This is a genomic window from Bacillus sp. RC251, from assembly GCF_044908765.1.
GTDB lineage: Bacteria > Bacillota > Bacilli > Bacillales > Bacillaceae_G > Bacillus_A > Bacillus_A wiedmannii.
The window spans coordinates 173,584-191,658 of sequence record NZ_JBIYDP010000003.1 but is presented as its reverse complement, the minus strand read 5'-3'; the positions used below and the strand labels follow the sequence as shown (position 1 = coordinate 191,658).

19 protein-coding genes and 1 pseudogene are annotated in these 18,075 nt (G+C 36.7%); 3 read left to right on the top strand and 17 right to left on the bottom strand.

What is annotated here, in order from left to right; translation table 11 throughout:
* Positions 1 to 34 precede the first annotated feature (34 nt).
* A complete protein-coding gene (locus tag ABH961_RS14985) occupies positions 35 to 784 on the top strand; it encodes a (S)-benzoin forming benzil reductase (RefSeq protein WP_048543960.1) in 750 nt (249 codons plus the stop codon).
* A 35-nt stretch (positions 785 to 819) separates the two neighbouring features.
* Here ABH961_RS14985 and ABH961_RS14980 read toward each other — a convergent pair whose 3' ends face one another.
* From ABH961_RS14980 to ABH961_RS14955, 6 genes are all read right to left on the bottom strand, one after another.
* Positions 820 to 1,653, bottom strand: coding sequence for a GNAT family N-acetyltransferase (locus ABH961_RS14980; protein ID WP_098048266.1), 834 nt, complete (start codon positions 1,651 to 1,653; stop codon positions 820 to 822).
* A 66-nt stretch (positions 1,654 to 1,719) separates the two neighbouring features.
* Positions 1,720 to 3,228 carry an argininosuccinate lyase gene (gene argH / locus ABH961_RS14975; RefSeq protein ID WP_098090568.1) on the bottom strand — a complete coding sequence of 503 codons (1,509 nt, stop codon included), beginning with the start codon at positions 3,226 to 3,228 and terminating at the stop codon, positions 1,720 to 1,722.
* 253 nt (positions 3,229 to 3,481) lie between these two features.
* Entirely contained in the window at positions 3,482 to 4,591 is a 1,110-nt protein-coding gene (locus ABH961_RS14970; protein WP_098048265.1) for a serine hydrolase, read from the bottom strand.
* Positions 4,592 to 4,708: 117 nt separating this feature from the next.
* Entirely contained in the window at positions 4,709 to 5,641 is a 933-nt protein-coding gene (locus ABH961_RS14965; RefSeq protein WP_000756434.1) for a nucleoside hydrolase, read from the bottom strand.
* A gap of 119 nt (positions 5,642 to 5,760) precedes the next feature.
* Positions 5,761 to 7,200 (bottom strand): sodium/pantothenate symporter, encoded by a 1,440-nt coding sequence (gene panF / locus ABH961_RS14960; protein ID WP_001104842.1) that lies wholly within the window; start codon positions 7,198 to 7,200, stop codon positions 5,761 to 5,763.
* Positions 7,201 to 7,203: 3 nt separating this feature from the next.
* A complete protein-coding gene (locus tag ABH961_RS14955; RefSeq protein WP_000800717.1) occupies positions 7,204 to 7,482 on the bottom strand; it encodes a YhdT family protein in 279 nt (92 codons plus the stop codon).
* A gap of 272 nt (positions 7,483 to 7,754) precedes the next feature.
* Here ABH961_RS14955 and dhaS point away from each other — a divergent pair, with 272 nt between their 5' ends.
* Positions 7,755 to 9,239: an aldehyde dehydrogenase DhaS gene (dhaS, locus tag ABH961_RS14950; RefSeq protein WP_000080277.1), complete on the top strand. Its 1,485-nt coding sequence runs from the start codon at positions 7,755 to 7,757 to the stop codon at positions 9,237 to 9,239.
* Positions 9,240 to 9,290: 51 nt separating this feature from the next.
* Here the strand turns inward: dhaS and fabG are convergent, their stop codons facing one another.
* The gene (fabG, locus tag ABH961_RS14945) at positions 9,291 to 10,031 is read right to left on the bottom strand and encodes a 3-oxoacyl-ACP reductase FabG (protein ID WP_000395031.1); all 741 of its coding nucleotides are present in this window, start codon (positions 10,029 to 10,031) and stop codon (positions 9,291 to 9,293) included.
* 133 nt (positions 10,032 to 10,164) lie between these two features.
* Between fabG and ABH961_RS14940 the strand changes: the two genes are divergently transcribed.
* Positions 10,165 to 10,314, top strand: a complete 150-nt coding sequence (locus tag ABH961_RS14940) for a YfhD family protein (protein ID WP_001035806.1) — start codon at positions 10,165 to 10,167, stop codon at positions 10,312 to 10,314.
* Between the two features lie 73 nt (positions 10,315 to 10,387).
* On the opposite strand, the gene ABH961_RS14935 is transcribed toward ABH961_RS14940, so the two are convergent.
* The 10 genes and pseudogenes from ABH961_RS14935 to moeA form a co-directional block, all read right to left on the bottom strand.
* Complete coding sequence (locus ABH961_RS14935; protein WP_000928142.1) at positions 10,388 to 12,241, bottom strand: terpene cyclase/mutase family protein; 1,854 nt, start codon at positions 12,239 to 12,241, stop codon at positions 10,388 to 10,390.
* A 99-nt stretch (positions 12,242 to 12,340) separates the two neighbouring features.
* Positions 12,341 to 12,766: a divergent PAP2 family protein gene (locus ABH961_RS14930; RefSeq protein WP_000447816.1), complete on the bottom strand. Its 426-nt coding sequence runs from the start codon at positions 12,764 to 12,766 to the stop codon at positions 12,341 to 12,343.
* 78 nt (positions 12,767 to 12,844) lie between these two features.
* A complete protein-coding gene (gene rarD, locus ABH961_RS14925) occupies positions 12,845 to 13,786 on the bottom strand; it encodes an EamA family transporter RarD (RefSeq protein ID WP_000535553.1) in 942 nt (313 codons plus the stop codon).
* Between the two features lie 91 nt (positions 13,787 to 13,877).
* Positions 13,878 to 14,126 carry a DUF1294 domain-containing protein gene (locus tag ABH961_RS14920; RefSeq protein ID WP_000871331.1) on the bottom strand — a complete coding sequence of 83 codons (249 nt, stop codon included), beginning with the start codon at positions 14,124 to 14,126 and terminating at the stop codon, positions 13,878 to 13,880.
* Positions 14,127 to 14,284: 158 nt separating this feature from the next.
* A complete protein-coding gene (locus ABH961_RS14915) occupies positions 14,285 to 14,683 on the bottom strand; it encodes a nucleoside triphosphate pyrophosphohydrolase family protein (protein ID WP_000367292.1) in 399 nt (132 codons plus the stop codon).
* Between the two features lie 42 nt (positions 14,684 to 14,725).
* Positions 14,726 to 14,951 (bottom strand): annotated as a pseudogene (locus tag ABH961_RS14910) (hypothetical protein).
* Between the two features lie 15 nt (positions 14,952 to 14,966).
* The gene (locus ABH961_RS14905) at positions 14,967 to 16,016 is read right to left on the bottom strand and encodes a P-loop NTPase (protein ID WP_000632629.1); all 1,050 of its coding nucleotides are present in this window, start codon (positions 16,014 to 16,016) and stop codon (positions 14,967 to 14,969) included.
* A gap of 60 nt (positions 16,017 to 16,076) precedes the next feature.
* Positions 16,077 to 16,313 carry a molybdopterin converting factor subunit 1 gene (gene moaD, locus ABH961_RS14900; RefSeq protein ID WP_000628495.1) on the bottom strand — a complete coding sequence of 79 codons (237 nt, stop codon included), beginning with the start codon at positions 16,311 to 16,313 and terminating at the stop codon, positions 16,077 to 16,079.
* Positions 16,314 to 16,317: 4 nt separating this feature from the next.
* The gene (gene moaE, locus ABH961_RS14895) at positions 16,318 to 16,782 is read right to left on the bottom strand and encodes a molybdopterin synthase catalytic subunit MoaE (RefSeq protein WP_000529379.1); all 465 of its coding nucleotides are present in this window, start codon (positions 16,780 to 16,782) and stop codon (positions 16,318 to 16,320) included.
* Complete coding sequence (gene moeA / locus ABH961_RS14890) at positions 16,763 to 18,070, bottom strand: molybdopterin molybdotransferase MoeA (protein WP_098642781.1); 1,308 nt, start codon at positions 18,068 to 18,070, stop codon at positions 16,763 to 16,765. The genes moaE and moeA overlap by 20 nt, the downstream gene beginning before the upstream one ends.
* Between the last annotated feature and the right edge of the window lie 5 nt (positions 18,071 to 18,075).

Sequence of the window (18,075 nt, the reverse complement as noted above, 5' to 3'; positions counted from 1 at the left end):
AATTCCACATATATGGAGAGGAGTTTACTACACTATGCGCTACGTTATCATAACAGGAACTTCACAAGGTTTAGGTGAGGCAATCGCCACACAATTATTAGAAGAAAATACAACCGTCATCTCTATTTCTAGAAGAGAAAATAAAGAGCTTACTAAACTCGCAGAACAATATAACAGTCATTGCATTTTTCATTCCTTAGATCTTCAAGATGTACATAAATTAGAAACTAACTTTAACGAAATCATTTCATCCATTCAAGAAGATACTGTATCATCTATTCATTTAATTAATAACGCAGGTACGCTCGCACCCATGAAACCAATAGAAAAAGCTGAGAGCGAGCTTTTCATTACAAACGTTCAAATTAATTTACTTGCACCGATGATTCTTACCTCTACTTTCATGAGATATACGAAAGACTGGAAAGTAGATAAACGTGTTATAAACATTTCATCTGGTGCAGGAAAAAATCCTTATTTTGGATGGGGCGCTTATTGTACAACGAAAGCTGGTGTAAATATGTTTACACAGTGCGTAGCAACCGAAGAAGCAGAAAAAGAATATCCAGTAAAAATCGTCGCTTTTGCACCTGGTGTTGTTGATACAAGTATGCAAGCACAAATTCGTGAAACAAATAAAGAAGACTTCATAAATTTAGACCGCTTCATCGCACTAAAAGAAGAAGGAAAACTACTGTCACCTGAATACGTTGCGAAAGCAATTCGTAGCTTACTAGAAACTGAGAATTTCCCGCAAGGTGAAGTCATTCGAATTGATGAATAACAAAAAGGCACGCTCTAATAGCGTGCCTTTTCATTTTATTTCTCTAAAAATATAAGTACAGACTCCGCAATTTTTTCATAACCAATTTCTTGATAAATTTTATTAGACGTAGGGTTTGCTAGATCAGTATATAACGTAGTCGTCTTATATCCTTCATCTAACATACGTTGACTAAGTGCAGCGACACAACTAGATGCGTACCCTTTTTTCCGCGCTTCTTTCGGTGTATATACGAAATTAACTGTTATATTGTTTGTAGTTGGTCTCGTTTTTGCAGCTACAGAAACAAGCTTCCCATCTACTTCTAAACCAAATAGACGACGGTTCGTAATTAATGTATGAGCGGTTTGTTTCGCTTCTTCTTTCGTAGTAGGAAGCCTTACATCTTCGCAAAATTGATAAATCCACTGTTCTATTAATGTTAGCTCATCACTACTTACTTCTCGAAATACTCCATCTCCGTTCCACTTTTTCTTCACTTGTTTTAATTCATATATACCTTGCTCCATTGCAACAGTAGTTTTCTTATTTTCTAACACTGCAATCTCTTCCGCTAATTTCTGTACAATTTTCTTATTACCAATTAATCCAGGAACATTTGAATATACTTTCGTTAATTTTTTTGCAAGTTCCACGATATCCTCTTCCGCAATTTCAGACGTAGCAACAATGATTTGTTTCTTTTCTTCTGTTTGAAGAAATACAACTGCAATTTCTTCCTCTTGTTTTGCTACCCCCATAAATATCGGTTGTTGGACCATTTGTAATACACCTAATATGAGATTATTTTCCTGCTCATTCTTTTCTAAAAATGGTGTAACCTCTTCTTTAAAATTAAGAATCTCTTCATATACATGTAATTGAATCATCGACAATCTCTTCCCTCTATTTATAGTTTCATTAAGTATTGGCGATTAATTCATTAAATCCTTCTTTTACGATTCAATACTATGCGAAGTTAACATATTCAAATCAGTTTCAGCTTGTAAAATTCTCTGTTTTTCTTTTTCAAATACCTCTTCTTCTTTTTGAAATGACTCTTTTCGATTTTTAATCATACGCTCCATTTCTTTTTTACTCGGTCCACCGTATACATTTCTTTTTTGAATAAATGCTTCTGGCGATATAATTTCATTCCACTCTTTTTCTAATAAATTCACTTTCAAATTTTCTTGTAAGTATACATTTATGTCTTTGAAATTTAATTCATGTAACTCCTTTTTCTGCTCCAATGACATATTCGCAATCGCACTTGCTGCATGATGTGCATGCCGAAATGGAATGCTATAGTTTTTTGTTAAAACATCTGCGAAATCAGTTATCGTAATTGCATGTTTATAAGAACGACTCTTCAACGTTTCTTCTTCTACTTTCATCGTTCGAATCACTGCATTCATAATACAAAAAACACGAATGGTCTTTTCAATCCCTTTATATAAATACGGCTGCAAATCATCTTCTGTATCGACAATATCACCAAATGGTGTATTATGGATCATTTGAAATACTGTAAATGCTTCTCCTAAAGCGCTACTCGTAATCGCACGGGCATGTTCAATGGAAACTGGATTTCGCTTTTGCGGCATAATGCTACTTATTTGTACATATGGCTTTGCAACAGTAATACCATCATATTCTTTCGTCGCTAATAATAAAAAGTCATGAATCCATCTGCTCGTATTCGTCATAATTACCATAAGTAACGAGCTAACTTCTAATAAATAATCCGCTCCAGCAACAGCATCATATGAGTTCTCAATTACATTTGTAAACCCAAGTAAATTGGCAACTCGCTCTCGTTTAATTGGGAAACTTGTTGTAGAAAGAGCTGCGGCTCCCATTGGAGACTGATTTAAAAGTTTGTACGTTCGTTTCATTCGTTCTAAATCTCTCTGCATCGTATCATAAATCGCTAACGTATAATGACCAAATGTTGTGGGCTGCGCTGGTTGTGTATGTGTATAAGCTGGCATAATCGTTTCTTTATGATCAGCAGCAAGTTGTAGTATACTTTCTTGCAATAATAAATGATGTTCCATTAATCGTAATACATATCGTCTTAAACTCATACGATACATCGTTACACCCATATCATTTCTACTTCTACCAATATGCATATTACTTACAAAATCGCTTTTCGCTTCTTGAGAAATTAAATGCTCCACTAAAAAAAAGAGATCTTCATGCCGCTCTGTATAGAGCAATTGCTCTTCTGGAATTCCTTCTACCTTTTTTAATGCGTGTAGTATAACTTTAGCTTCTTCCTTTTTCATTAAATTTTCTTCAGTCAGCATCGTGATATGCGCTTTATGCACTTGAAACATATCTTTCAATAAGTAATTTCGCTGAAAATGAAATACATGTTGTAATACGCAATCTACATATGTTTTTCCAGGGAAATCAGCGCCTTCACTCTTTATAAACTCTTCTTTACTTTGTTTCATCACCTTTTCCCCTCTCACCTAAGTATTACTACCCATCATACCCAGAGATAGGAAAAAAGTGCTTGTACATAAAGTGAAACTTTAATCAGTGGGGGTTTTCTTCATCCCCACTGATTATCAGCCCTCACCAATCGGACTTTTAGGGGCAGCCCGACCCCCACCTAACTTCTTTGCTTTCGCTGAATTTTGAGGTGGGGGTCTTACTGCCCATTAAAGCGGGATAAAAATAAACTCGATGCTCTCTACACCGAGTTTACTTAATAAAAGTCGCATCATACTTATCACTTTGCAACACTTGGAAATGTAAGTTTGCTAAATGTTTCCGTATTTCTGCACTGTCGTCCTCATTTAAATTATTGGCTAAAAACACTATTTCTGTACAGTTCCCACGTTTATCCATCGCATAAACTGCTTTTGTAACTGTCCATGGTGTATAACCATTCTTTTGCCCTGCATGTCTAAATGTTTTACGATATTTTTTAGCACTCATATCCGTTTCAACGATATTAGCCCACACTTTTTCTTCTGCGTCTGTTAGGCCACCTTTATGATTTGCCTTTTGAAGCAGTACCATATAATCGTTTGCAGAAGCTGCTGGTAATCGATCTGACCAAATTTTATCGTAACGTTCCTCTAAATAAAGAGGTATGTCCTTCTGTAATAATGGTCCCTTCTTTTTTAAGCGCTCATGAATAATCATCGCATATTCACGATATTGCTCTTGAGACATTTCTTTTAATTTTTTCTCTATTTTATATTTCGGAACATGTAATTCTTTATGCAAATATCCAGGGATGTATAAAGATGAAACAATCGGAAATAGCGGCTGATGTGCTGGAAGGGATAAACTTTGTAAATTTCGATTAATATTATCTAACCCTAACACTTCCATTAAATATTCAGCATTCGCATTCGAACTAAACTTAACCATTCCTTTTGCCACTTCTTCTAAAGAAACTGCCCCTTCTGTTATCTTGTCTGTCTTTTGCAAATACCTTTGCCATCTATCTTGTGCACCGCCATCTGTATTCGGCACATAATAACGATTTATATCATTAATAGAAATGAAACTAGACGGATCAATTTTCCCTTCCGTAACTTGTTTCGTATATTCAAGCGCCACAATTAACTTCATCGTACTAGCAACTGGCAATACAACATTTGGATTTACAGAATAAACAACTTTATCGTTTCTCTTCACGAGAAGCGCACTATTTTTTTCATCTTTATGTTCTTCAATAAAGGATGCGATATACTGTGCATCATCATTATTTGAACTCCACACTTTTTTCACTAAAAAATTACCCGATATTAGCAAAACGAAAATACCCACAATCACTGCGCATACTATAGTTTTTTTCAAGTAAAATTCCTCTCCTATTGTATAACTCTTCTCTATCTATCTCTTTCAAACAAAATAATGGAGATGATTATTTTAGTAATCATCTCCATTATTTTAACTTGTATTCTCCTATTATGTCTACGTCATAATTTTCACGAAGTCTTCGAGAAATTTTTTATAGTGCAATGACCAACCAATTCGCACCCAATTCTTTAAGGATTTTGCATCAGGTTGTGGACGGAAATCAGCAATACTTTCTCCCTTTGCAATCCCCACTGTATCTACATCGACACGACGGTACACATAATCCAAAATAGACGGATTCGCCGCAACCATCATTGTAACAACATCATGTACTGGGCTACCTGTTATTTTCGGATTTAACTTTTTATACGCTTTATAATAATACGTAAATATTGGTTCAATTAATTTATTAAAATTCGTTTTAGAGTGTTTCGTAATATATTTCACCATTTCTGGTGTAATAATTGCTTCAGATGTAACGTTAAGTGGCACTAATGTCAAATTCTTGGCATTTTGCATAACTAATTGTGACGCAATCGGATCACCATGAAAATTCGCCTCTGCGACTGGTGTCACATTGCCGGGCATTAAAAAAGCACCACCCATTATATAATATTCTTTCACATACTTCATCATCGGCTTTTCTAAAATAAATGCTGTTGCTAGTGTCGTTGACCTACCAGCATCAACAATGATTAATTCTCCTTTATACTTTTCAAGAATATCAAAAAAAGCACAAAAAGGTTTTATATTTGGCGAAAAAGCTTTTGGAGGTTTAATTGGCCCTAAACCGTCTGCCCCATGAATTTCTGGATAATACGTTGTAACATCTCCGGATAAAGGAATTTTCGCACCATTAATAACAGGTATATCTTCCCGCCCTGCCATTTGCAGCAAATATGCTGCATTACTTGTCGCCTTTTCTTGTGTTACATTTCCATATCCGGTTACAACACCAACAATATCTATATCAGGATGCATAATTCCATACATGATGGCTAAAGAGTCATCAATTCCTGGGTCTCCCAAAAATAACACTTTTTTCATCGACCTCAACTCCATCCCCTCAATTGTTATTAATTTATGAATAACCTTACATATACAGAATAAAAAAGAATAAATTCACACAAAAAAACGTAGTCCTCTATAAGGACTACGTTCTTCCTCTAACCTATACTGTTTTTCTTCACAGCACTCATACTTCCAATGATATAAGCGATAAACGCAAAACAAATTGGGAAGACAACTGTATGTATACCGAACGGATTTGGATAGAAAAGATGAATACACATATATGAGCCTACCCCAACTAAAATAGAGGCAAGCGCTCCTGTTGCATTTCCTTTTCTCCAATATAACCCTAATACGATTGGCCAAATGAATGCTGCTTCTAACCCACCGAAAGAAAATAAATTTAACCATATTAAAAAATCTGGTGGTTTAATTGCTGCTGCATAAACGAGCAGCCCTACGATACCAGTAATCCACAAACTTCCTTTTCTAATCGTACTGTCTGCTGCATCTTTATTTATGTAATTTACGTATATGTCTTTAATAATTGATGAACTTACAAGTAACAATAACGAGTTTACTGTAGACATAATTGCTGCCATTGGCGCAGCTAAGAAAACTCCAGCTAGCCAAGGTGGCAACACTTCCATCGCGAGTAGCGGCATGACTTTATCCGGTACCGTTATCCCCGGAAGTACGACTCGCGCAAATACACCTGTTAAATGCATACCAATCATGATTGTACCTACAACAACCGTTCCAATTATTAACGCTTGGTGCATAGCTTTTGAATTTTTATAAGACATGGCACGCACGCTAATTTGCGGTAACCCAACAACACCAATTCCAATTAAAATCCAAAATGATGTCACATATGATTTCGTTAAACTACCATCCGCTCCGAATGGTGTAATTAAATTTGGATTGATTTGAATAAGCTCCTGCATAATCTTTTCAATTCCACCACCAGCAATGACAGTAGCAATTAAAATGATTGTCGTTCCAACTAACATAATGATTCCTAATAACGTATCTGATAAAGCAACTGCACGAAATCCACCAATTAATACGTACACAAGTACAGAAAAAGTAAATAAAAATAGTGCTGTTGTATAAGATAGACCCGTTAGCGATTCAATTAATCGGCCACCGCCGACCCATTGAGCTACTGTTGCTGAAAATAAGAAGATAATAATACATAACGCAGAAAGTATAACAACTGCTTTATTATTGTATCTTCCCTTTAAATAGTCGATAAGAGTAATGGCTTCCATCTTCCTAGCGATAATTGCAAATTTTTTACCGATAACCGTTAAAACGATATACCCTGTTACAACTTGAATCGCAGATAATAATACCCATCCGAGGCCCATATTGTACGCAATACCTGGACCACCAATAAAGCTACTAGCACTACCGTACGTAGCAATCATTGTCATCGCTAATAATAAACCGCCAAGTTCACGCCCACCAAGAAAATATTCTTGTAAAAATTTATTATTAGCAGTCGCTTGTACGCGTCTTGAAGCATATACACCAATTAAAAATACAACGATAAACGAAATTATCATTGGAATGATTACATACCAATTCATCTATTATTCCTCACTTTTTTCTTCCTCATCGAGTGAAATATCTTGAAATACAAAACGAACAACTAAACTAAGTAAAATAACCATAACGATAAATCCAACGATACAGCTATAAAAAAACCATGCTGGAAAACCGAATACATATGTATATTCACTTGGATTTTCACTACCAAGCCCATAAGCAAATCCGTACCATATTATAAAATTGATAATAGCAAGTCCAAGACCAATTAACGCTTCTCTATGGGCAATTCGAAAGCGTGGATCATCATGATAATTCTTCATTTTCTCCCTCCTCTCACGATGTATTATTGTACCATTGTTCTTCTAGTTTTTCCTACTAGAAAGCAAAAACAAGCAGGATTTTTTATAATCATATAGAAGTTTCTCTTACATTACATATTTTTTACAATTGTAACACAAATGAAATTTGAATTTTCAGTATTTGTTAATTATGATTAAAATTAGAGGCTTTCCATCTAGTTCCCACATCCTTGATTTCGGAATAAACGCCGTCTCGTACTGCGTTTACATTATATTTTCAAGGGGGTTATACAATGAGTCAACTAGCTGTAAATCTTCATGAAAAGGTAGAAAAGTTTCTTCAAGGTACAAAAAAGTTATATGTGAATGGATCTTTTATCGAAAGCGCTTCCGGAAAAACATTTAAAACACCTAACCCAGCAACCGGCGAAACACTTGCCGTCGTTTCTGAAGCTGGTCGAGAAGATATTCATAAAGCTGTCGTTGCAGCTCGCATGGCTTTCGACGAAGGTCCTTGGTCTCGCATGAGCACTGCTGAGCGAAGCCGTCTTATGTACAAGTTAGCTGATTTAATGGAAGAACATAAAGAAGAGCTTGCACAGCTCGAAACGTTAGATAACGGAAAGCCAATCCGTGAAACAATGGCAGCAGACATACCACTTGCAATTGAACATATGCGCTATTATGCTGGCTGGGCTACGAAAATCGTTGGTCAAACAATTCCTGTTTCCGGTGATTATTTTAACTATACACGCCATGAAGCTGTTGGTGTCGTTGGTCAAATTATTCCTTGGAACTTCCCACTTCTTATGGCAATGTGGAAAATGGGAGCGGCGCTTGCTACAGGATGTACAATCGTTTTAAAACCTGCAGAGCAAACTCCACTATCCGCTCTATACTTAGCTGAATTAATTGAAGAAGCTGGGTTCCCGAAAGGTGTTATTAATATCGTTCCTGGATTCGGTGAATCAGCTGGACAGGCTCTTGTTAATCATCCACTCGTTGATAAAATTGCATTTACTGGTTCTACTCCAGTTGGTAAACAAATTATGCGACAAGCATCTGAATCATTAAAACGCGTTACACTTGAGTTAGGCGGTAAATCACCAAATATCATCTTGCCAGATGCTGATTTATCTCGCGCGATTCCTGGTGCACTTTCTGGTGTTATGTTTAACCAAGGACAAGTATGCTCTGCTGGATCACGCTTATTTGTTCCGAAGAAAATGTATGATAATGTCATGGCTGACCTTGTCCTTTACTCTAAAAAATTAAATCAAGGTGCTGGCTTAAGTCCAGAAACTACAATCGGTCCTCTCGTTTCTGAAGAACAACAAAAACGTGTAATGGGCTACATTGAAAAAGGAATTGAAGAAGGTGCTGAAGTACTTTGCGGAGGAAGTAATCCATTCGATCAAGGCTACTTCGTTTCTCCTACAGTATTCGCTGACGTAAATGACGAAATGACGATCGCAAAAGAAGAAATTTTCGGTCCAGTTATTTCTGCAATACCTTTTAACGATATTGATGAAGTAATTGAACGTGCAAATAAATCACAATTCGGCTTAGCGGCTGGTGTGTGGACAGAAAATGTTAAAACAGCACACTATGTTGCAAGTAAAGTACGTGCTGGTACTGTATGGGTAAACTGTTATAACGTCTTTGATGCAGCATCTCCATTTGGAGGATTTAAACAATCCGGTCTTGGCCGTGAAATGGGATCTTACGCATTAAATAACTATACAGAAGTGAAGAGCGTTTGGCTCAACTTAAATTAACGAAAAAAGAACCTGGCCTATCCGGTCAGGTTCTTTTCATTATGTATTCCTTTAAACTTGTAGTCCTCCGCTCACATTCAATACTTCTCCTGTAATATAGGATGCGTATTCTGATGCTAAAAAGGCTGCTGCGTTCGCAATATCTTCTGGCGTTCCAATTCTACCAACTGGAATTGCGCCAACCATCTTTTCTTTCACTTTATCTGGTATCGTTTTTGTCATATCTGTATCCATAAACCCTGGACAAATCGCATTGCACGTAATGCCGAAGCTTCCAACTTCTTTCGCCGCTGTTTTCGTTAAACCTACAACTCCTGCCTTTGTAGCAGCATAATTCGCTTGACCTATGTTTCCTTCTCTACTAATTGAAGATATATTAATAATGCGTCCATACCCTTGTTGTCTCATGTAAAGAAGCGCTGGTTGCATACAATAAAAAACACCTGTTAAATTTACTTGCAGTACTTGTTCCCATGCAGGTTTCTCCATTTTATGTAACATTGCATCTCGCGTAATTCCTGCATTATTTACTAAAATGTGCAGTGTACCAAATGTTTGGACAGCGTATTCAATTAAGGACTTCGCATCATTTTGATTACTCACATCACAACGATACTGCTTCACTTCATATCCTTCATCTGATAATTCACGTGTCGTTTTTTGTAGCTTCTCTTCATTTACATCGCTAATTAATACTTTCGCCCCTAGTTTTGCATAAACCCTTGCAATCTCTTTTCCAATTCCCTGTGCAGCTCCTGTTACTACAGCTGTTTTCCCATTTAAAAACTCCATCCCTATCCCTCATTTCTATTACTTATACTGTATATTTCGGCTCTTTGCTTCCCAATTCCTCTTTGTATAAAAAAGTCTATTTGTGTCAAACTAACTTTGCAACGTCGCATAAAACACAAGGAGATTGTGTCGAATGAACAAAAAAAATTTCAAGCAAAACAAAGCTGCTGATGGCATTGATGTTGAGTTCTCTCGCGAACTCGCTGACCACAATGACTTAGAAGCAAACGCACGTGCAAATGCCGCTGATGCACGTCAAAAACGCCAGTCAACAGAAAAATAAGGAACGCACAACCTTATTCTTTTCAACAGGGACCTACTACCCAACAAAATAAACCGAGAGATATCCTCTCGGTTTATTTTCTATATTTTTTTATATAATGTGCCAAAGTAAGTAGCGGATATATATAGGCATAGCTATGATAACGAATATAAAACCCACCTGGCAAACCTGTTCCGGTAGGATATTTTTCATTCACATAAGGATTCGCAAGCAAATATGAAATACCTTTTCGAATAGCTGGTGTTTCTTCATCATGGTAAGAAATGAGAGCATCTAACGCCCAAGCTGTTTGGGATGGTGTACTAAATGGTAAAGTAACGAACCTTTTTTCCACGCTACTGTGGCACGATTCCCCCCACCCACCATCTTCATGCTGTATATGTTCTAACCATAAAGCTGCTCTTTTCATTGATGGATTGCTAGATGGAATTCCGAGTGACCGTAAACCAGTCATAACAGCCCACGTACCATATATATAACAAATCCCCCATTTCCCATACCATGATCCATTTTCCTCTTGCACATTCATTAACCAATTTATCGCACTTTGTTTTTGTTTCTCAGGCAATTCATTTTGCGCGTATGTCCCGAAAAGCTCTAACACTCTTCCTGTAATATCTGGTGTAGAGGGATCTGTAATCATATCGCTTGCATTTTCGATTGGTAAATTTGCTAATAAATTACTCGTCACACCTTTTTCAAACGCTCCCCAACCACCATCATTATTTTGTAATCCTTTAACCCAATTAACCCCTTTCTTCCAAGCATTATCTACATTTTCGTTCCCTCTACTTCTTGCCAACGCTCTTAGCACAGCTGTTGTATCATCGACATCTGGAATTGTCGTATTCACATCCGAAAAACCCCAACCGCCTGGAGTCAGCGCCGGAGCATGTACGCTCCAATCAGCTTTTTTTGTATGCTGTTTTTTTAATACATACGCTGTTGCATGTTGAATCATCTTATTATCTTTCGAAGCGTGGGCCTCTTGTAACGTATAGCTGAGTAAAGCCGTATCCCATACAGTTGAAGGAGAGTTTTGCAAATGATTCCCTCTTTCCATCTTCCATATATAAGATGTTATCCCTGCTATAGCTTTTTGAATCATCGATGATTGAAGAGAATGTCCTAACGCGAGTAAAGCATAAATCATATAAAATGAGGCAGTTGCGTAACTATATAACGTTCCATTTTCATCAATACGCTCTTTCATAAAACGTTCGACTTCCTCATATCCTTTATGGTGTAAAGAAAGTGGATACGATATAATTTGTTTTACATCACTTAATAACGTTTGAAACAACGGAGACCGCTCCTCCCGAAACCATTCCCCGCCCCCGCCTGCGATATGATTTAAATTTGGCAGTAACTTTTTTCCTACTCGAAATCTTTTATTTAAACAAACCATCATCGGAATTAAATGGATACGTGCTGAGCTACTCAATTCAAATATACTGAGGGCTGAATCATTTTGCAGAAACATAATCGGTGTTGGCAAATGAAAAAGCGAAGGGTATTCATATTCTCCATGAATTGCTAATAAAAACTTCGTCATAAAATGAGCACGCGCCACGCCTCCACGTTCCTTAATAAACATTTCGGCTCGCCTCATATTCGCATCTTCTTTTGTATATTTTTTTGAAGCTAGTAAGGCAGTATAAGATTGAATTGTAGCAGATAAATTGCCACCCACTTCGTCTTCATACAATTTCCATGTTCCTTCATTTGTTTGAAGTGATGCTAATCTTTTTACAAACGGTTCTATCTCTTTATCTCTACCTAATAATTTTAATAAAAAAATCATATGGCAATCTGTTAATGGTGCTCCTTCAAAACAAAACTGCCACGTACCATCTTGCCGTTGCATCGTTTGAAGTGCAGTTGTTCTTCTCGCTATTTCTTCATGCACTTTTTCATATAATAACAAGTTACTCACCCACCCTTTCGAAATCCGTATAACGATATTCAAAAAGGTAGCTAAATATGTATGAAAACAAAGAAAAACAGAACATATAAAATGTTCTGCTCATAAGCAATATCCCACTCCGACAATAATCCCTACTAAAGCACCGACTACTACTTCATACGGTGTATGCCCGACAAGTTCATTTAACTTCTTATATTCTGTTTGTCTACCGTGAAAGAACTCATTCAATATTTTCGCTTGTTTACTAACTGCAAGTCTTACTCCTGAAGCATCATACATAACAATTATTGCAAAGATAGCAGCAATAGCAAATAAGGTACTTTCCACACCTTCCACAACGCCAACACCTGTCGCAAGTGCTGTAACAGTTGAAGCATGAGAACTCGGCATCCCACCTGAAGCGAAAAACTTTGCAAAATCAAATTCACCCGTTTTGAATAATTTAAAGACTACTTTCGTTAATTGTGCTAGAAACCATGAAATTACAGCGGCCATAAGCGGATCATTATGTAAAATTGTTTCCACGTTCTCAGCTCCCTACTGACTATAATGGAAATCTATATAGTATCAGTATAAAGAAAAATGCGTAGAAAATACTACGCATTATGATACTTTTGCTGATTTATTTTTTATAAATTTCGGTTGTTTCTGCACTAAAAACTTTGTTTTCGCTATTGAAAACACAAATAATGCAACCCATATACAGAAAAATGCCATCATATGAGTAGATGTGAAATGTTCACCAAATACGAATACACCTAAAATTAAACTAATCGTTGGTGCAATATATTGTAAAAATCCTACCATATAAAGCGGAATAAGTTGTGCTCCTTTTGCAAAATAAAAAAGTGGTAAAGCTGTAACAATGCCTGCTCCTATTAATAGTAACGTCGATGACATGGAAATAGATCCAAATGAACCGAATCCATGCGCTCCTGTCATAACGAGATAGATAATCGCAAACGGCGTCACTAACATTGTTTCCATCGTAAGACCAATTGTCGCATCATAGTTTAACAATTTTTTTGTTAATCCGTATAATCCAAATGAAAAGGCAAGTGATAAAGAAACCCACGGAATAGATCCGAAACGGACTGTTAAAATGATAACCCCTATTCCAGCTAAACCAACTGCAACATATTGCCAAAAGTTTAACTTTTCCTTTAAAACGACTGTACCAAGTAAAATACTAATAAGCGGATTAATATAATATCCAAGACTTGCTTCAATGACATGATTATGATTAACGGCCCATATGTAGACAAACCAGTTTCCGCTAATCAAGACTGAAGCTATTGTTAATGACATTAATAATTTAGGTCGTTTAAAAAGATTCACGAACTCCCCAATAAACTGACGAAACCTTTTCGTAACACCTAACACAAGTAACATAAAAACGAACGCCCAAACGATGCGGTGTGCTAATATTTCATCTGCTGGAACTTCCTCAACCCATTTCCAATAGATTGGTAGGATTCCCCACATCGTATAAGCACCAGCCGCATATATAATCCCTTTTTTTTGCTGTGCTGATTGACTCCCCATCTTCCCTTTTCTCCTCTTCTCATTTTTCTCCATTATACGGTCCCGCATGCTCAGTTTACCAATAATCAATCTGCAATTCTTTCGACATTTCTCATACAGCAAAAAGTAAACATACTGTTATAACGACAAGTAACGGTATACCGAAAACAAATTTCTTTTTATGTGTTTTATGGTGAAACATATACATACCAATCCAAGCACCAACTGCGCCTCCAGCTACCGCTGATAAAAACAACGTACTTTCTGGCGTTCTCCACTGTTTCTTCTTCGCTTTTCGTTTATCAAGCCCCATAAGGCTAAAAGCTATAACGTTAATAATAATAAAATAAATCCATTTCATCGCTTTCTCTCCCTATGAAAAATTCGCTTAATGGTAACATGAAAAAACGATGGAAACAACTGAAGAACTCTTTTTATTAATTAGTTACCTTTATATTTAAATAACCAACTAAAATTGCAGTTAAAGCAATTAAATAGAAAGATATTATGAGCAGAATCTTATATTGCCTTCCCTTCATCCACTACCATATCATCGAAAAAACTTCTCTCAATCTCTTTTTCATCAAAATGCAGAACTACAATTAGTCCTACATATAAAGAAACGAAATTTAGAAACCATTCCCCATTATCATCTTTCTTAGCTAAACATTTAAATATCTCTTGAAATTGCATACGTTCATCTGCAGCAACAACCGGGCGCACACCAAAATATTTCAATACGAAATGTAGGTTCAGCTGCACGGATAATGATAAAATATATTTTAATATCTCCGTATACTCCGCACTATCTTTTTGACTATACAACTTCACAAGCTTTTGATGTAAAGTAGAAATCGATAATTCTTCGTCAGTCACTTTAGTTGCTTCTATCGTTTCAATCATCTTTTTCATATCCATTACATTCACCCCCTCTGCAAAAAAACAAAAGCCAAAGCGTATTTATTTTATAATCAGCAATAATTGAGTATTTCTCATCTCTCGTTCTTCTTCACTAACTAAGTCATACTTTTTTAAAAGATGAAAGATATCATTTAATATTTCCTGTGAATGATTACCTTGCAAAAATCCCTTCAATCCTGTAAAAAATCTCTTTAGGCAAAAAACTCTTTTGACTTTCAAGCTTATTCATTACATCTTCCATAGAATGATCGATATTACACGCCATACTAAACTTCCCCCTCTATCCTCTATAAATAATATCCTCCGCTAACGATGTAAACACTTCTCCTACAAGAGACTCTTCATCATATACAGATGAACCATTATTTTCTTCTCGTTTTGCAAAAGGTATTTGTGCAATCACTTCTGTTTGCAATTGTTCTGCAAGCATTTCGCCGCCACCTTTTCCGAAGAGATAATTTTTCGATCCATCTTGTTCTTCATAATAAGCCATATTTTCTACAATCCCTAAAATCTCGTGTTTCGTATGTTTTGCCATAACACCTACTCTAGATGCTACGAATGAAGCTACGTTGTGTGGTGTTGTAACGATAATTTCTTGCGCCTGCGGGATCATTGCTGCAACATCAATAGCTACATCTCCTGTGCCAGGTGGTAAATCAAGAAGTAAATAATCTAATTCCCCCCAGTGCGTATTCGCAAGGAAATTTTGAATCCATTTATTTAACATCGGTCCGCGCCACATAACTGGGTTATTTCCTTCCGTAAAAAATCCCATCGACATAATTTTAACACCGTGACTAACAACTGGAATTGCTGTTTGATCAATCATCGTCGGTTTTTGATTCGTTTCCATCATAGCTGGAATGCTAAAACCATATATATCTGCATCTAATATCCCCACTTTTTTGCCCATACGAGCTAAAGCAGTGGCAAGGTTAATTGTCACCGTTGATTTTCCAACTCCACCTTTACCGCTCGTTACAGTAATAAATCGTATCCCTGAATCAAGGCGAAGCATGCTCGGCATTCCAGTTTCTGTTCTACTATTTTTCTTTAACTTCTCTGTTAGCGCAGCTCGTTCTTCTTGTGTCATAGAACCAAATGTCAAATCTACTTTAGATGCACCAATTGCCTGAAGAGACTCTTCCACATCTTGTTGAATTTTTGCCTTTAATGGACAACCTTGAATCGTTAGCACTACTTCAAGTTTAACCTCTGTTCCATTCATTTGTATATTTCTAACCATATTTAATTCTACAATACTTTTGTGTAACTCCGGATCCTCTACATGTTTTAATGCGTTCATTATTTGTTCTTGAGTAATCATAGAACTCATCCCTTCTCGTATTCGAATTTATATACAACATCTTCTTGGCGAAAAAGCTTATTATCCCCCACTAACGGGCGGGATTAATGCGACTATATCTCCAGCTTTTATCATCTCTTCATCCGTTACAAACTCTTCATTAACAGCCACCATCACTCTATCAAGCGATTGTAAGCAGCAGCTTGCTTTGAGCCATTCTTTTAATTGCTGAACTGTCATTTCTTGCTTTTCTAAAATTACTAGTCGATCCGATCCGACTTCCTCACGTAAATTTGCGAACAATAAAATTGTAATCATCTTCTCATTCTTCCTTCTTCGGTTTTCCATCCGGATATGCCGTATTTTCAATTTGATCTCCAATCCACATCGTTCCATCTTCCCAAAATTCTTTTTTCCAAATTGGGACGATTCGTTTTATACGTTCAATCGCGTATTCATTCGCTTCATACGCTACTTTACGATGCGGTGATGAAACTGCAATAACGACCGCAATGTCCATGATTTCTAACCGCCCTACTCGGTGCGTAATTGCTACTTTTGCGTCCGGCCATTTTCCATTAATTTCTTCACCAATTTTCGTAAGTTGTTTTACTGCCATCGGTTTATATGCTTCATACTCTAAATGTAATGTTCGTTTTCCTTTTGTTAACTCTCTCACCGTACCAATAAAAGTTGTAATTGCACCTGCTTCTCTTCTTGCGACTTTATTCGTTACTTCTTCAACTACAATCGGTATATCTACAATCTCAAATAGCGCTTGTCCCATTAGAAACACCTCTCACTTTATAAAATGCCCAAGGCCATTCACTACCTTCGTTATCTTCCAGCAAGAGAACATCTACGAACATATCTTTTTTATAACCTCTCGTACCACCTGGAAGTACAATAAATATATTTGTCTCTGCTAGAGAAGAAACCGAGCTAGATTTATCAAACCCTGACGGATAAGCAATTAATTGCCCTTCGTTATATGTCAGTTTTGCTCGCACAAATCTTGTAAATGGATTTGGTTTTAAAAAATCTTCTCCTAATAACGCTTTTTCTCTTTTTACATGTGCTTTTTCACTAAACATATACGTCCGAATACACGGCCTTACAAATAATTCAAATCCTACGTAACAAGCAGATGGATTTCCTGATAAACCAAATAATAACTTGCCATTTAATTGCGCTACAGTCGTAACACTTCCTGGCCGCATTGCAACTTTATTGAAAAGAACCGATGCACCTAACTTTTCGTAAATAGCTGGTAAATAATCGTAATCCCCTACTGATACACCGCCTGTTGTAATGAGCATATCCACTTGGCTTAACGCTTCTTTTACAGCTGTGAAACATGTATGAAAATCATCGCTAAACTTCCCAAAACATTTTACTCTTCCGCCCGCTCTTCGAATTTGAGACAATATCATATACGTATTACTATTTCGGATTTTCCCTGGCTGTAATGAATCATTTACATCCAGTAATTCACTACCAGTCGCTAACAATCCAATTACAGGCTTTCTCGCCACTGGTACCTCACTATATCCGAACGTAGCAAGAAGAGCTGAAATCCCTGGATGAATGTATGATCCTTTTTTTGCAAGAACCGTTCCTTTACGAGCATCTTCACCTTGAAAAGAAATATTGTCGCCCATTTTGAATGATCGCTTCACTTCCATATAATTGTTGCCAGCTTCCTCATATTGACGAGTCAGCTCTAACATAACAACCGCATCACACCCATTCGGAATTTGTGCTCCCGTCATAATTCGAACCGCTTGAAACGGACCTACTTTCTCATCGAATAGCGATCCTGCGCCAATTTCACCAACTACTTTAAATACAATTGGCGTTTCATAACCCGCTAAATTCGTATCTTCTGCTCTAATAGCAAACCCATCATACGGTGAACGATTGAATGAAGGTACATCATGGTCAGCTACTAAATCCTCCGCTAATATACGTCCGTAAGCTAATTCAATAGGTAGTAGTTCCTTTAATCCCTCATTAGTAAATCCCATTACTTTACGAACAGCTTCTTCAACCGTAATTGGCACTCTTCTTTCCATTATTG